General features: G+C 68.0%; 12 protein-coding genes and 1 pseudogene. 4 read left to right on the top strand and 9 right to left on the bottom strand.

Annotated elements, in window-relative coordinates:
* Window positions 1-8: 8 nt before the first annotated feature.
* From EJP67_RS01570 to scpA, 4 genes are read right to left on the bottom strand one after another with little or no spacing between them, the layout of a single operon-like run.
* A complete protein-coding gene (locus EJP67_RS01570; RefSeq protein WP_019653176.1) occupies window positions 9-1,553 on the bottom strand; it encodes an acyl-CoA carboxylase subunit beta in 1,545 nt (514 codons plus the stop codon).
* Window positions 1,554-1,596: 43 nt separating this feature from the next.
* Window positions 1,597-2,595 (bottom strand): methylmalonyl Co-A mutase-associated GTPase MeaB, encoded by a 999-nt coding sequence (meaB, locus tag EJP67_RS01565; RefSeq protein WP_206169454.1) that lies wholly within the window; start codon window positions 2,593-2,595, stop codon window positions 1,597-1,599.
* Between the two features lie 47 nt (window positions 2,596-2,642).
* Window positions 2,643-3,116 carry a GNAT family N-acetyltransferase gene (locus EJP67_RS01560; protein ID WP_019653178.1) on the bottom strand — a complete coding sequence of 158 codons (474 nt, stop codon included), beginning with the start codon at window positions 3,114-3,116 and terminating at the stop codon, window positions 2,643-2,645.
* An 11-nt stretch (window positions 3,117-3,127) separates the two neighbouring features.
* Window positions 3,128-5,290 (bottom strand): methylmalonyl-CoA mutase, encoded by a 2,163-nt coding sequence (gene scpA / locus EJP67_RS01555; RefSeq protein ID WP_126018701.1) that lies wholly within the window; start codon window positions 5,288-5,290, stop codon window positions 3,128-3,130.
* A 128-nt stretch (window positions 5,291-5,418) separates the two neighbouring features.
* Here scpA and EJP67_RS01550 point away from each other — a divergent pair, with 128 nt between their 5' ends.
* Window positions 5,419-6,060 (top strand): GntR family transcriptional regulator, encoded by a 642-nt coding sequence (locus EJP67_RS01550; protein ID WP_126018699.1) that lies wholly within the window; start codon window positions 5,419-5,421, stop codon window positions 6,058-6,060.
* A 210-nt stretch (window positions 6,061-6,270) separates the two neighbouring features.
* Here EJP67_RS01550 and EJP67_RS01545 read toward each other — a convergent pair whose 3' ends face one another.
* The 4 genes and pseudogenes from EJP67_RS01545 to EJP67_RS01530 all read right to left on the bottom strand — a co-directional run bounded on the left by EJP67_RS01545 (window position 6,271) and on the right by EJP67_RS01530 (window position 9,978).
* The gene (locus tag EJP67_RS01545; RefSeq protein WP_126018697.1) at window positions 6,271-7,056 is read right to left on the bottom strand and encodes an IclR family transcriptional regulator; all 786 of its coding nucleotides are present in this window, start codon (window positions 7,054-7,056) and stop codon (window positions 6,271-6,273) included.
* Between the two features lie 167 nt (window positions 7,057-7,223).
* Window positions 7,224-8,204: pseudogene (gene dusA, locus EJP67_RS01540) on the bottom strand (tRNA dihydrouridine(20/20a) synthase DusA); the annotation flags it as partial.
* Between the two features lie 69 nt (window positions 8,205-8,273).
* Window positions 8,274-9,101 (bottom strand): helix-turn-helix transcriptional regulator, encoded by an 828-nt coding sequence (locus tag EJP67_RS01535; protein WP_126018693.1) that lies wholly within the window; start codon window positions 9,099-9,101, stop codon window positions 8,274-8,276.
* Between the two features lie 28 nt (window positions 9,102-9,129).
* Window positions 9,130-9,978: an acetoacetate decarboxylase family protein gene (locus EJP67_RS01530; RefSeq protein ID WP_206169436.1), complete on the bottom strand. Its 849-nt coding sequence runs from the start codon at window positions 9,976-9,978 to the stop codon at window positions 9,130-9,132.
* Between the two features lie 176 nt (window positions 9,979-10,154).
* On the opposite strand from EJP67_RS01530, the gene EJP67_RS01525 reads away from it, so the two are divergent.
* Window positions 10,155-10,556 (top strand): response regulator, encoded by a 402-nt coding sequence (locus EJP67_RS01525; RefSeq protein ID WP_126018691.1) that lies wholly within the window; start codon window positions 10,155-10,157, stop codon window positions 10,554-10,556.
* 1 nt (window position 10,557) lies between these two features.
* On the opposite strand, the gene EJP67_RS01520 is transcribed toward EJP67_RS01525, so the two are convergent.
* Window positions 10,558-11,502 carry a GntR family transcriptional regulator gene (locus EJP67_RS01520; protein WP_165909530.1) on the bottom strand — a complete coding sequence of 315 codons (945 nt, stop codon included), beginning with the start codon at window positions 11,500-11,502 and terminating at the stop codon, window positions 10,558-10,560.
* A 168-nt stretch (window positions 11,503-11,670) separates the two neighbouring features.
* Between EJP67_RS01520 and aptA the strand changes: the two genes are divergently transcribed.
* Together aptA and EJP67_RS01510 are read left to right on the top strand one after the other, a co-directional pair.
* Window positions 11,671-13,026: an omega-aminotransferase AptA gene (gene aptA, locus EJP67_RS01515; RefSeq protein WP_240650466.1), complete on the top strand. Its 1,356-nt coding sequence runs from the start codon at window positions 11,671-11,673 to the stop codon at window positions 13,024-13,026.
* 45 nt (window positions 13,027-13,071) lie between these two features.
* Window positions 13,072-14,169 (top strand): C45 family autoproteolytic acyltransferase/hydrolase, encoded by a 1,098-nt coding sequence (locus tag EJP67_RS01510; protein WP_126018686.1) that lies wholly within the window; start codon window positions 13,072-13,074, stop codon window positions 14,167-14,169.
* Window positions 14,170-14,209 lie beyond the last annotated feature (40 nt).

The following is a 14,209-nucleotide window of genomic DNA, read 5'->3' as shown; positions in this document are numbered from 1 at the left end:
CGTTTCGCTCACAGCGGAATGTTGCCGTGCTTGCGCCACGGGTTCTCGAGCTTCTTCTCGCGCAGCATCACCAGCGAGCGGCAGATGCGCTTGCGGGTCTCGTGCGGCAGGATCACGTCGTCGATGTAGCCGCGCGCGCCCGCCACGTACGGGTTGGCGAAGCGGGCCTTGTACTCGGCCTCGCGGGCGGCGAGCTTCTCGGGGTCGTTCTTGTCCTCGCGGAAGATGATTTCCACCGCGCCCTTGGCGCCCATCACCGCGATCTCGGCGCGCGGCCAGGCGAGGTTGACGTCGCCGCGCAGGTGCTTGGAGGCCATCACGTCGTAGGCGCCGCCATAGGCCTTGCGCGTGATGACGGTGATCTTCGGCACCGTGCACTCGGCGTACGCGTACAGCAGCTTGGCGCCGTGCTTGATGATGCCGCCGTACTCCTGGCCGGTGCCGGGCATGAAGCCGGGCACGTCGACGAAGGTGACCACCGGGATGTTGAAGGCGTCGCAGAAGCGCACGAAGCGCGCGGCCTTGATGCTGCTCTTGATGTCCAGGCAGCCCGCCAGCACCAGCGGCTGGTTGGCGACGATGCCGATGGTCTGGCCTTCCATGCGGGCGAAGCCGATCACGATGTTCTTCGCGTAGTCGGGCTGCAGCTCGAAGAAATCGCCGTCGTCCACCACCTTCAGGATGAGTTCCTTGATGTCGTAGGGCTTGTTCGGGTTGTCGGGCACCAGCGTGTCGAGCGAATAGTCGAGCCGGTCGGCCGGGTCGCCCAGGCCGTTGTTGCCCAGGCGCACGGGCGGCTTCTCGCGGTTGTTCAGCGGCAGGTAGTTGTAGAGGCGGCGCAGCATCATCAGCGCCTCGACGTCGTTCTCGAAGGCCATGTCGGCCACGCCGCTGCGGGTGGTGTGGGTAATGGCGCCGCCCAGTTCCTCGGCGGTCACGCTTTCATGCGTGACGGTCTTCACCACCTCGGGGCCGGTGACGAACATGTAGCTGGAGTCCTTCACCATGAAGATGAAGTCGGTCATGGCCGGCGAATACACGGCACCGCCGGCGCAGGGGCCCATGATCATGCTGATCTGCGGCACCACGCCCGAGGCCATCACGTTGCGCTGGAACACGTCGGCATAGCCGCCGAGCGAGGCCACGCCTTCCTGGATGCGCGCGCCGCCGGAGTCGTTCAGGCCGATGACCGGTGCGCCGACCTTCATGGCCTGGTCCATCACCTTGCAGATCTTCTCGGCATGCGCCTCGCTGAGCGCGCCGCCGAAGACGGTGAAGTCCTGGCTGAACACGAACACCAGGCGGCCGTTGATCATGCCGTAGCCGGTGACCACGCCGTCGCCCGGCACCTTCTGCTCGGCCATGCCGAAATCGACCGAGCGGTGCTCGACGAACATGTCCCACTCTTCGAAGGTGTTGTCATCGAGCAGCAGCTCGATGCGCTCGCGCGCCGTGAGCTTGCCCTTGGCGTGCTGCGCGTCGATGCGCTTCTGCCCGCCGCCGAGACGCGCCTGGGCGCGGCGCTTTTCGAGTTGTTCGATCAGTTCTTGCATGGTGTGCTTTCGAAGCTGTGGTCCTGGATTCCGTGTCTTGTCTTCATGGCCTGGCCGCGATGGCGGCCGCGGCGAGCAGGTTGCGCGCGGCCGTGGAGGCCGGCAGGGTGCCCTGCGCCACCTGCTGCGTGAGCTGCGGCAGCAACTCGCGCACCTGGGGGTGATGCCTGAATGCCTGCTTGAGGCCGGCGTCGATGCGCTCCCACATCCACGCGGTGGCCTGCTTCTCGCGGCGCTTCGCGAGGCGGCCGTTGGCGGTCTGCAGTTGCCTGAACTGCGTAACGGCCTCCCAGAAGGCGTCGACGCCGGTGTTGGCCAGCGCGCTGAGCTGCAGCACCTTGGGCAGCCAGAAGCGCACTTCGGCGCCGCTGTGGGCGTCATGCGCGGCATGCGCGTGCTCGGGGTTGCCCTGGTGGCCGAAGAGCCGCAGCGCCGAAGTGATCTGCGCCTGCGCTCGTGTGGCGGCGTCCTTGTCGATGTCGGCCTTGTTGATGACGACGAGGTCGGCCAGCTCCATCACGCCCTTCTTGATGGCCTGCAGGTCGTCGCCCGCGTTGGGCAGCTGCAGCAGCACGAACATGTCGGTCATGCCGGCGACAGCCGTTTCGCTCTGGCCCACGCCGACGGTCTCGACGATCACGATGTCGTAGCCGGCGGCCTCGCAGACCAGCATGGCCTCGCGCGTCTTCTCCGCCACGCCGCCCAGCGTGCCGCTCGACGGACTGGGCCGGATGTAGGCGCGCTCGTTGACCGAGAGACGCTCCATGCGGGTCTTGTCGCCGAGGATGGAGCCGCCCGAAACGGTAGATGACGGGTCGATGGTAAGCACCGCCACGCGATGCCCCTTGCCGATCAGCAGCAGGCCCAGCGTCTCGATGAAGGTCGACTTGCCGACGCCCGGCACGCCCGAGATGCCGAGGCGGAACGAATTGCCCGTGCGTGGCAGCAGCGCCGTGAGCAGCTCGTCCGCCTGCGCGCGGTGGTCGTCGCGCGTCGATTCGAGCAGCGTGATGGCCTTGGCGATGGCGCGCCGCTGCGGCATGCCTTCGGTGCCGGCGATCGCGTTCTCCAAAGCCTTCGCCTTGTCGCTCAGCACGCAGCCTCCGACGCCACGCGCCAGCGGTAGTGCAGGTCGACGCCCTCGCCGCCTTCGAGCACGAAGCCGTGGCGCAGGTAGAAGCGGTTGGCGTCGCTCTTCACGAGCGCGGTGAGCTTGATGTCCAGCCGCTGCTCGCGCGCCTGCGACTTGGCCCATTCGAGCACCCATTCGCCGATGCCCAGGCCCTGGAAGCCGGTGCGCAGGTAGAGATGGTCGAGGCGCAGCGCGTCGCTGTCCTCGGGCTTGAGCGTGACGAAGCCGATGCGCTGGTCGCCGTCGAGCACTATGTGATGCATGTAGGGCACCACGAAGCCCGCGCTCAGGCGCTCGCGCGAGCGGGCAACGTCGAAGCGGCCCACGCGCTCCAGGCTAGGGCGCATCGCGTCGATGCGCAGGGCCAGCATGGCCTCGAAATCGCTGGAATCCACCGGCTGCAGCGACAGCCGCGACAAGAGATCGCTCACGACGGCGTGCCTCAGGCCGTGACCGCCGCGCGAATCTGCTCCAGCACGTCCTTGGCGCTGGCGGGAATGGGCGTGCCCGGCCCGTAGATGCCCTTGACGCCGGCGTCGTAGAGGAACTCGTAGTCCTGCCGCGGGATGACGCCGCCGACGAACACGATGATGTCGTCGGCGCCCTGCTTGCGCAGCTCGTCGATGATGGCGGGCACGAGCGTCTTGTGGCCGGCCGCGAGCGTGCTCACGCCGACGGCATGCACGTCGTTCTCGATGGCCTGGCGCGCGCATTCTTCCGGCGTCTGGAAGAGCGGGCCCATGTCGACGTCGAAGCCCAGGTCGGCGAAGGCGGTGGCGACAACCTTCGCGCCGCGGTCGTGGCCGTCCTGGCCGAGCTTGGAGATCATCACGCGCGGGCGGCGGCCCTGCTCTTCGGCGAAGGCGTTGATCTCGGTCTTGAGCGTTTCCCAGCCCTCGGCGGAGTCGTAGGCGGCGGCATACACGCCGGTGACCTTCTGCGTGTCGGCACGGTGGCGGCCGAAGGCCTTCTCGAGCGCATCGGAAATTTCGCCCACCGTGGCGCGCAGGCGCACCGCGTCGATGCTCAGCGCCAGCAGGTTGCCGGTGTTGTTCTCGGCGGCTTCGGTGAGCGCATCGAGCGCGGCCTGCACCTTGGCGCCGTCGCGCGAGGCGCGGATCTTCTGCAGGCGCGCGACCTGCTGCTCGCGCACCTTCACGTTGTCGATGGAGAGGATCTCCACCGGGTCTTCGTTCTTGAGCTTGTACTTGTTGACGCCGACGATCACGTCCTTGCCGGAATCGATGCGCGCCTGCTTCTCGGCGGCGGCCGCCTCGATCTTGAGCTTGGCCCAGCCGCTGTCGACCGCCTTGGTCATGCCGCCCATGGCCTCGACCTCTTCGATGATGGCCCAGGCCGCATCGGCCATGTCCTGGGTGAGCTTCTCCATCATGTAGCTGCCGGCCCAGGGGTCGATCACGTTGGTGATATGGGTCTCTTCCTGGATGATGAGCTGCGTGTTGCGCGCGATGCGCGCGCTGAACTCGGTGGGCAGCGCGATGGCCTCGTCGAGCGCGTTGGTGTGCAGGCTCTGCGTGCCGCCGAACACCGCGGCCATCGCCTCGATGGTGGTGCGCACCACGTTGTTGTACGGGTCCTGCTCGGTAAGGCTCCAGCCAGAGGTCTGGCAGTGGGTGCGCAGCATCAGGCTCTTGGGATTCTTGGGCTCGAACTCCTTCATGATGCGGCACCACAGCAGGCGCGCCGCGCGCATCTTGGCGACTTCGAGATAGAAGTTCATGCCGATGGCCCAGAAGAAGCTCAGGCGGCCGGCGAAGCCGTCCACATCGAGGCCTTTGGCCAGCGCGGTCTTCACGTACTCCTTGCCGTCGGCCAGCGTGAAGGCAAGCTCCAGCGCCTGGTTGGCACCGGCTTCCTGCATGTGGTAGCCGCTGATCGAGATCGAGTTGAACTTGGGCATCTTCTGCGCCGTGTACTCGATGATGTCGCCGATGATCCGCATGCTCGGCGCGGGCGGGAAGATGTAGGTGTTGCGGACCATGAACTCCTTGAGGATGTCGTTCTGGATGGTTCCGCTGAGCTGGTCCTGCGCCACGCCCTGCTCTTCCGCCGCAACAACATAGCCCGCCAGCACCGGCAGCACGGCGCCGTTCATCGTCATGGACACGCTCACCTTGTCGAGCGGGATCTGGTCGAACAGGATCTTCATGTCCTCGACCGAGTCGATGGCCACGCCGGCCTTGCCGACGTCGCCGGTCACGCGCGGATGGTCGCTGTCGTAGCCGCGGTGGGTGGCGAGGTCGAAGGCCACGCTCACGCCCTGCCCGCCGGCGGCCAGCGCCTTGCGGTAGAAGGCGTTCGATTCCTCCGCGGTGGAGAAGCCGGCGTACTGGCGGATGGTCCAGGGGCGCACCGCGTACATGGTGGCCTGCGGGCCGCGCAGGTAGGGTTCGAAGCCGGGCAGCGTGTCGGTGTACTTCAGCCCCTGCAGGTCGGCGGCGGTGTACAGCGGCTTCACGGCAATGCCGTCGGGCGTGATCCAGTTCAGCGCGCCCAGGTCGCCGCCGGGTGCGGACTTGGCTGCGGCCTTGGCCCAGGCTTCGAGGTCGGCTTGCTTGAAAGAAGGTTCGGGTTTGCTGCTCATGAAGGGGCCGTTCGCAGAGTCTTGCAGGGTGTTCGCAAATTCGCCTGCAGGGATCTGCAAGCCGGCCGCGAGTCTAACCGATCCATAATTATTAATTCAAACGCCTTTTTTGAAGTACAGTCCGGCCCATGTCCGCCGTCACCCTCACCCCCCGCGCCCTCTACGAAGAGGTCGCCGAACTGCTGCGCCAGCGGATCTTTCGCCGCGAGCTGGAGCCCGGCAGCTGGATCGACGAACTCAAGCTGGCCGAGGAATACGGCATCAGCCGCACCCCGTTGCGCGAGGCGCTGAAGGTGCTGGCGGCCGAGGGCCTGGTGACGATGAAGGTGCGGCGCGGCGCGTACGTGACCGAGGTGTCGGAGCAGGACCTGGCTGACGTCTACCACCTGCTCTCGCTGCTGGAGAGCGACGCCGCCGGCGTGGTGGCCGAGCGTGCCACCGACGCCCAGCGCGCCGAGCTGAAGGCGCTGCACGCCGAGCTGGAGGCGGCGGCCTCGCCCGAAGACCGAGAGCACTTCTTCGCCGTGAACGAGCGCTTCCACATGCAGTTGCTGGCCATCGCCAACAACAAGTGGCGCGACCAGATGGTGGCCGACCTGCGCAAGGTAATGAAGCTCAACCGGCACAACTCGCTGCTGAAGGCCGGCCGCATCGGTGAGTCGCTGGCCGAGCACCGTTCGGTGATGGCAGCCATCGAGGCGCGCGACGCGGAAGCGGCCATGGCCCGGATGCGGGAGCACTTCCAGAACGGGCTGGAAGCGGCGAACTAGGTCCGCCCCCAGGCTTGCGCACTTCGTGTCGCTTCGCCACCCCCTCACGGGGCGATACCTGCGGCCCGGCGAAGCCGGTTCCGCGGTATCCCGCGAATTCTCGGGTCGCTTCGCATCCCCCGGAAAGGAAGCCAGACCTGCGGCCGGGCAAAGCCGGCTCCGCGGTATTTCGCGAATCCTCGGGCGCGTTGTCTCCCTGCGGGAATAAGGTCAATCCAGGCTGAGGGTGCCGGTTTCGTTGGCCAGGCGCTGGGCGGTTTCGAGCAGCAGCGGAGCTATGCGCCCCACCATGGTTTCCTTGGGCAGCAGGTAGGCGGGGCCTCCGCAGCTCACGGAATAACGCTCGCCGCGTGGGCCTTCCAGGGCGAAGCCGATGGCGTGGATGTGCGGATTCCATTCGCCAAAGGAGCCGCAGTAGCCCAGCGCGCCGTACTCGTCCAGGCTCGAGATCAGGCCCGGCTCGATGACGCCCCAGCTTTCTCCGCTCTCGATCCGGATCTGCGCCAGCAGCTCGGACTGCTCCGCCTCGGGCAGCGCCGCCAGGTAGGCGCGCCCGGCGGCCGAGGTCGCGATGGTCATGCGCGTGCCCACCTCGATGCGGGAGCTGATGACCACCGAGCGCGGCCGCAGCGAATCGATGACCAGCATGTCGAGCTCGTCGCGCACGCCAAGGTGCACGCTCACGCCCGCCGCCTCCGAAAGCGCCGCCAGATGCGGCCGCGCCACTGTGCGCAGGTCGAAATGGCGCAGGTAGCGGCTGCTCATGTCGAGCAGCGCGGGGCCGAGGCTGAAGCGCTCGCTGTCCTGAGACTGTCGTAAATACCCCGCACTCACCAGCGTTGCGGTGAGCCTGGACACCGTGGCCTTGGGGATGCCGGTGGTGTCTGCCAGTTCGCGATTGCCTATCGGTGCCGATGCCATGCCGATGACTCTCAGGAGAGCCAGTCCTCTGGCGAGCGCGCTCACTTCTTCTTTGCCGCCAATCGCGTCACTCATGTATCCAAACCTTTTTATGTCCCTGATGTCCTCATTTTTCAGCAAAAAACGGTTGACGCGCCACTTATCGTGAAGTAGCGATTTCGGAACATCGTTTCAGGAAAGGCCTGGAGGCCGATTTCGCCCCCCGATGCCGTGCCGGCGGAAGCGCGCGCGGCGCTACGGATTCAGGCTGCCTGCGCCGCGGCAGGCTCACGCGCCAGCGCCATGACTTCGTGCGCGGGCAGTGTCTTGAGCCGATGGTCGCTCCAGACCTGCCGCCAGCGGCGCGCACCCGGAAGACCGTTGCGCAAACCCAGCATGTGCCGCGCGATCGGCCACCAGTGCGTGCCGTGCTCGGCCGCCTCGCGGGCCATGTAGTCGCACATCAGCGACTCGACTTCCTCGCGCGTCAGCGTCTGCTCGCCGGCGCCGAAGAACTCGGCGTCCCATCCGGCCAGCCACCAGGGGTTGTGATACGCCTCGCGCCCCACCATCACGCCGTCGAGCAGCCGCAGATGCTCGTGCACCTGCGCGTCGACCGTGATGCCGCCGTTGATGGCGATGTGCAGATCGGGAAACTCGTGCTTCAGCCGGTGCACCAGCTCGTAGCGCAGCGGCGGGATCTCGCGGTTCTGCTTCGGGCTCAGCCCCTGCAGCCAGGCGTTGCGCGCATGCACGATGAAGGTGTTGCAGCCGGCCTCGCTCACCTTGCCGACGAAGTCGCGCACGAACTCGTAGCTTTCGATCCTGTCGATGCCGATGCGATGCTTGACAGTCACCGGAATGCCGACCACGTCGACCATCGCCTTCACGCAATCGGCCACCAACTGCGGCTCGTTCATGAGGCAGGCGCCGAAGGCACCGCGCTGCACCCGCTCGCTGGGGCAGCCGCAGTTCAGGTTGATCTCGTCGTAGCCCCACTCCTCCCCGAGCTTCGCGCAGTGCGCGAGGTCGGCCGGCTCGCTGCCGCCGAGTTGCAGTGCAACGGGGTGTTCCTCGGCGTTGAAGCGCAGATGGCGCGGCACGTCGCCATGCATCAGCGCCCCGGTCGTCACCATCTCGGTGTAGAGCAGCGCGTGGCGCGAGAGCAGGCGATGGAGGTAACGACAGTGCCTGTCGGTCCAGTCCATCATTGGTGCAACGGAGACGACCTTCTCTTCCAAAACGCGGGATTCCTGTGGTTGGCAGCGGTGCCCTGACCTCGATCGGGCCGGGCTGGCAAGCCCGCTAGTTTCTCACGCGCGCCTTTCCGTCCGCTCCCGCCCGGCCATGTAGTTGCCCGGCGTCACGCCGAAGCAGCGGCGGAACCAGCGCGAGAAGTGCGCCTGGTCGGTGAAGCCGCATTGCGCAGCAACCTCGGCCGCCGCGTGGCCCTCGCGCAGCAGCGCCCTGGCTCGGCCGATGCGCGCTAGCCGAGCGTAGTGGGCCGGCGTCATGCCCACGGCCAGTCGGAACAGACGATGGAAATGCTCTCGCGACACGCCCAGTCGCTGCGCCAGCCCGGCCGGATCGATGCGGCAGGCATCTTCCGTCGCCAGCGCCTCGCAGACGGCTTCCACGCGCGCATCGCCCATGTGGCGCTCGACCGGCACGAGTTCGCCATCGGCCTGCGCGCGAAGAATCTCTTCCAGCAAGCGGCCGACCTGCGCACCGTCTTGCGCCTGCGCAGCGGATGCCAGCTCGCCTGCCATGACCTCGTCGCGCCACACGCCCTGCCTCAGCGTGCCTCGCAGGCCCGGCGGCCACGCGAGGCGCCTGCTCGCCCAGGCGTGCGGCACGTAGAGCATCACCATGCGAAAGCCCTGCGCACTGACGCCGGCCGTATGCAGCATGAAGGGCGCCATCAGCACGATGTCGCCCGACTGCGCAACCTGCCGCTCGCCGGCGCAGGTGAATTCGCAGCGGCCTTCGAGGATGGCGCCAACGCTCCACTCCGCATGCCAGTGCAGCTCGAAGCGCGCCTTGGGGTCGGCCGCGAACAAGGCCTCGATCTGCGCGCCGCCGTCCATCGGCAGGCCGATCACGTGCGAAGCCGGCGGGTTCGAGGGCGGGTTGCGGGTCATCCCGCGAAGGGTAGCGCGGCCGGCCGCGTCACACGGCGATCGCACCGCGCACGGTGATGCCCATCCAGCCGGCGCTGGCGACGTTGGCCTCCACGGGGCCGAGCGATGCCAGTTCCTCGACCGGATGTTCGTGGAACTTCAGCGTAGCGCTGCCGGCGGTCCAGCCGGGCTCGACGCGGTCGATGATGTCGGCGCGCAGGTAGCGCGGCACCGCCGCGATGCCTGGCTGTGTCAGGTCGGGCCAGCCGACGGCGCCCACGGTCGGCGCGGAAAGAAAACCCAGCCGCCCGGTCTGCTCGCCCGACAGTGTGACTGTCGCGTCCACCAGGCGCCGCTCCTTCACGCTGAGACTCGCACCGAGCCGGCTTCCCGCCGCGAGCGGCGCGGCCGCCGGGTGGATCAACGGCATGCTGCGCGTGAGCCAGGTCTGCCCGATCTTCTTGGGCCAGCCCTGCAGCCAGCCGCGCAGAAGCGAGACGTCCTGATCGACGTAGATCAGCGGGCAATAGAAGGAGCGCGGCGCATCGCCGCCACCGCGCTTCTTCTGCTCGATTTCGAGCACCACGATGGTCTCGCGGTACTGCGCATACACCGGGTCGAGCAGCTCGCGGCCGTCGTCGCCGCAGAACTGCCAGTCCGCGAAATGGACGCAGCCCTTGCCGGTGGCCGTGCCCAGTCCGGCCGGCACCAGCACGGCGCCGTTCGCGGCATCGAACTCGAAGGCCACGTTGACGAGCCATCCCGCGTAGTGCCAGGGCGGCGCCTGCACCAGCGCGCTGCGGCCGGAGGATGTGAAAGGAGGCGTAAAAGATTGCGGCGTGGCCATGCGTACCGTGCGGGCGGTTGTTGATGAAGACCCCACGATATGGCTGCGCATGCCGACGCGTCTTGTACGCCAGTGATCCTCCAGCGCAGGGTTCTACGGCAGATGAAGGCATTGTCCGACTCGACACGCCGCCCCGGCAGGGACAATGCCCGCATCGGCCCGAGACAAGCCGACGACGACGAGAACGAACGAAGACCGCTCAGAACGAGAAGCCCCGACTGCGAACAATGACCCGCATCTACCTGATAGAAGACAACCCCCTGATCGCCACCACGCTGACCGACGGCCTGCAGGAGTTTTCCGATTGCGACGTGATCGGCACCGCCACCACATCGGTCGACGCCATCGACTGGCTCAGGAAGAACCCGCAGGAATGGGACGCGGCGGTCATCGACATCTTCCTGGCCGAAGGCAACGGCCTCACCGTTGCGCAGTATCTGCAGGAGCACAAGTCGCCGGCGCAGCGCACGGTGGTGCTGATGAACCACGCCACCTCCGAGGTGCGCGAAGGTGCGCTTTCCGCAGGGGTGGACGCGGTGTTCGACAAGTCGCTGCAGCTCGAAGCCTTCTACGACTTCTGCAGGACGTTGAACATCTCGCCGCGCCGCAAGCTGAACGCCGCAGGGTAAGTCAGTCGCCCAGCACGCCCGTCACCCGCTGCTCGACCAGGTCGCTGGCGCGGCTGAGGTGCCGGCGCATGTGCCCGGCGGCGGCTTCGAGGTCGCCACGCTCCACCGAGTCGAGGATTTCCAGGTGCTCGTGGCAGGACTTGTGCAGCAGGTCGATGTTCACCAGCGGGTAGTCCGAGAGGTCGGACATGCGCCGCAGCCGGTTCTGCTGCTGCACGGCATCGAGAAAGAAGCGGTTGCCCGAGGCGCTGGCCAGCAGTTCGTGGAACTGCGCGTTGGCCTCGAAGAAATCCATCCACGAATAGCGTGAAGCCTGCGCGAGCAGCCCCTGCTGGCGCTCGCGGCAGGCGCGCAGCCGTTGCAGGTCGACCTTGAAGCCGGGCTCGCGCAGCCCGGCGCATTCGACGGTCAGGCGAAACCGGTAGCTCTCGCGCTCGCTTTCCACCGAATCCAGCGTCTCGGTGAACTCCCAGCGCTGGTAGTGGCGCCCGCGCAGCACGCCGTCCTGCAGCAGCGTGGTGAGCACGGTGCGCAGCAGCGGGCGCGGCACGGCGTAGGCCTGCGCCAGTTCCAGTTCGTTGACGCGCGTGGGCAGCTTGCCGGCCAGGCGATCGCGCAGCAGGCGGTAGTAGAGCGTCTTCTCCTCGTCTTCGGGCATCTCGCGCCGGGCCTTGGCGAGTGCCTGGCGGTCGGCCACCAGCGTGTAGCCGCGGTTCGGCGTGTGGGCCAGCAAGGCCCGCTCGTGCAGGACGCGCAGCGCCGCGCGCACCGGCGTGCGCGAGATGCCGAGCCGGCTCGCGAGCTCGGCCTCGGTGAGGTGGCTGCCGCTCTCGTAGCCGCCGGCCAGCGCCTGGTCGAGCACGTAGCGGCTCACGCGCTGGACGAGCGGAGCGACCGGCGCAAGGGGCGATGCAAGGGGTTTGTCGTCCGTCTGGGATGCAGCCATCCAGGGGTTCTCCGGAATCGCGGGGCTTGGGCGCCGATCATCGCCCGGGTTTTGTATTTTTGGCCCGAAAAAACCATGTACATCTCGCGCCAAAAATACAATTCGAGTTTCAAGATCGGCCCCACGACGACCCGAGAGCCGGGTCGCTTCCCAACGGAGAACCATCTCGTGGCCCTTGCCGACACCCCCGCCTCCCCCGCGTCGCTCGACGCGTTCTGGATGCCCTTCACCCCCAACCGCAAGTTCAAGCAGTCGCCGCGCCTCATCGTCGGCAGCGAAGGCCTTTATTACGACCTGGCCGACGGCCGCCGCGTGCTCGACGCCATCGCCGGCCTGTGGTGCGTGAACGCGGGGCACCGCCACCCGCGCATCAGCGCCGCGATGAAGGCGCAGATCGACGTGCTCGACTACGCCTCCAGCTTCCAGATCGGCCACCCGGCTGCCTTCGTGCTCGCGCAGCGGCTGGCCGAAATGGCGCCCGCGGGCATGAACCACGTGTTCTTCACCAACTCGGGCTCCGAGTCGGTCGACACCGCGCTGAAGATCGCGCTGGCCTACCACCGCGCACGCGGCGACGCGGGCCGCTACCGCCTCATCGGCCGCGAGCGCGCCTATCACGGCGTGGGCTTCGGCGGCATCTCGGTGGGCGGCATCGGCCGCCAGCGCAGCACCTTCGGGCCGCTGCTCAACGGCGTGGACCACCTGCCGCACACGCTCGACCTGGCGCGCAACGCCTTCTCGCGCGGTGAGCCGGCGCACGGCATCGAGAAGGCCGACGCGCTGGAGGCGCTGCTCGCGCTGCACGACCCGTCGACCGTGGCCGCCGTCATCGTCGAGCCCGTGGCCGGCTCCACCGGCGTGCTGCCGCCGCCGCGCGGCTACCTCAGGCGCCTGCGCGAGATCTGCGACAAGCACGGCGTGCTGCTGATCTTCGACGAGGTCATCACCGGCTTCGGCCGCCTGGGCACCAACTTCGCGGCCGACCTGTTCGGCGTGACGCCCGACCTCATCACCACCGCCAAGGGCCTGACCAACGGCGCGGTGCCCATGGGTGCGGTGCTGATGCGCGACGAGGTGCACGACGCCTTCATGCAGGGCAGCGTGAGCGGCATCGAGCTCTCGCACGGCTACACCTACTCGGGCCACCCGCTGGCCTGCGCGGCGGCGATGGCCACGCTCGACGCCTACACGCAGGACGGCCTGATCGCCCAGGCGGCGGCCACCGCGCCCTACTTCGAGGAATGCCTGCACACGCTGCGCGGCCTGCCGGGCGTGATCGACGTGCGCAACGTCGGCCTGCTCGCCGGCATCGAGCTGCAGCCCTGGGCCGAGGGCGCGGGCACGCATGCACAGGCGGTGGCCCAGCACTGCGTGGACCAGGGCGGCGTGCTGGTGCGCTCCGTGGGCGACACCATCGCGCTGTCGCCGCCCTTCACGCTGGAGCGCCGGCACGTCGACCAGATCGTCGACAGCCTGCGCGCCGCCATCGCGCAGACCGCCCGGCCGACCGACGCCGCAGCCTGAAGCACACACGCATCACACACCGAACAAGGAAAGCACCGGACCGACATGGACATCGAATCGTTCCCCCTCTACGACATCGAAGGCGACGCCCGCCAGTGCGGCCAGCAGTACGGCCGCGCGGCAGGCGAGCGCATCGACCTGAGCCTGCGCACCTACCGCGCCGCCTTCGAGCGCGTGGGCCTCAGCTGGGACCGCACCCGCGCGCTGGCGCGCCGCTTCATGCCGGTGATCGAGGCCTTCGACGCCGGCATGCTGCGCGAGATCGAGGGCGTTGCCGAAGGCGCGGGCGTGCCGCCGGAAGACATCGTGGCGCTGAACGCGCGCAGCGAGATGCTCTACGCCTTCCAGCAGCTCGAAGCCACCGAGCCGCCCGACGGCTGCACCGGCGTGGTGGTGATGCCCTCGGCCTCGCGCGAGGGCCGGCTCATCCACGCACAGAACTGGGACTGGCGCGTGGAGAGCCTGGAGCTGGGCATCGTGCTGCGCATCCAGCCCGCCAAGGGACCGTCGATGCTGACCTTCGCCGAAGCAGGCACGCTCGCGCGGGCCGGCCTCAACAGCGCAGGCATCGCCGTCACCGGAAACTTCATCAAGGCCGACAGCGACGGCAGGCAGCAGGGCGTGCCGCTGGCGCTGATCCGCCGCGGGATCCTGCAGTCGGAGCTGTACGCCAACGCGCTTGGCGTGGTGTGCCGCACCGCACGTTCCATCTCCAACAACATGATCGTCACGCACGCCGAGGGCGAGGCCGTGAGCCTGGAGACCTGCCCCGAGCAGGTGTTCTGGCAGCAGCCAGAGGGCGGCATCCTGGTGCATGCCAACCACTTCAAGACGCCGGCCGCTCTGGCGCGCGTGGTGGACCGCAGCCTGGAGACCACGCCCGACTCGCTCTACCGCGACCGCCGCGTGACCGAGGCGCTGCACAACCGGCGCGCCGAAGGCCTGCTCGGCGAGCAGGACGTGCTCGACGCGCTGCAGGACCGCTTCGGCGCGCCGCGCGCCGTGTGCCGCAGCCCGAGCGCGGGGCCTGGCGGCGCCTCGTCGGCCACGGTGGCGACCATCGTGATGGACCCGGCGGCACGGAAGATGCGCATCGCCCCGGCGCCCTTCAGGGCCCATCGCTTCACCGAATATTCCCTCTGACCCCGAACGCCCTACCGCTGCCGAGCCCGCCCACGCCAGG

Origin of the sequence: Variovorax guangxiensis (assembly GCF_003952165.1) — a bacterium.
GTDB lineage: Bacteria > Pseudomonadota > Gammaproteobacteria > Burkholderiales > Burkholderiaceae_C > Variovorax > Variovorax guangxiensis.
Note: the sequence above shows the minus strand (reverse complement) of the source record. Positions and strands in the feature narration are given on the sequence as shown.

Excerpts from the sequence above, each read along its gene's own strand:
- EJP67_RS01535 (WP_126018693.1), bottom strand. The coding sequence starts at position 9,101 with ATGACCCGCAACCCGCCCTCGAACCCGCCGGCTTCGCACGTGATCGGC.
- scpA (WP_126018701.1), bottom strand. The coding sequence starts at position 5,290 with ATGAGCAGCAAACCCGAACCTTCTTTCAAGCAAGCCGACCTCGAAGCC.
- EJP67_RS01525 (WP_126018691.1), top strand. The coding sequence starts at position 10,155 with ATGACCCGCATCTACCTGATAGAAGACAACCCCCTGATCGCCACCACG.
- EJP67_RS01550 (WP_126018699.1), top strand. The coding sequence starts at position 5,419 with ATGTCCGCCGTCACCCTCACCCCCCGCGCCCTCTACGAAGAGGTCGCC.
- meaB (WP_206169454.1), bottom strand. The coding sequence starts at position 2,595 with ATGCCGCAGCGGCGCGCCATCGCCAAGGCCATCACGCTGCTCGAATCG.
- EJP67_RS01510 (WP_126018686.1), top strand. The coding sequence starts at position 13,072 with ATGGACATCGAATCGTTCCCCCTCTACGACATCGAAGGCGACGCCCGC.
- EJP67_RS01570 (WP_019653176.1), bottom strand. The coding sequence starts at position 1,553 with ATGCAAGAACTGATCGAACAACTCGAAAAGCGCCGCGCCCAGGCGCGT.
- EJP67_RS01545 (WP_126018697.1), bottom strand. The coding sequence starts at position 7,056 with ATGAGTGACGCGATTGGCGGCAAAGAAGAAGTGAGCGCGCTCGCCAGA.
- EJP67_RS01530 (WP_206169436.1), bottom strand. The coding sequence starts at position 9,978 with ATGCGCAGCCATATCGTGGGGTCTTCATCAACAACCGCCCGCACGGTA.
- EJP67_RS01520 (WP_165909530.1), bottom strand. The coding sequence starts at position 11,502 with ATGGCTGCATCCCAGACGGACGACAAACCCCTTGCATCGCCCCTTGCG.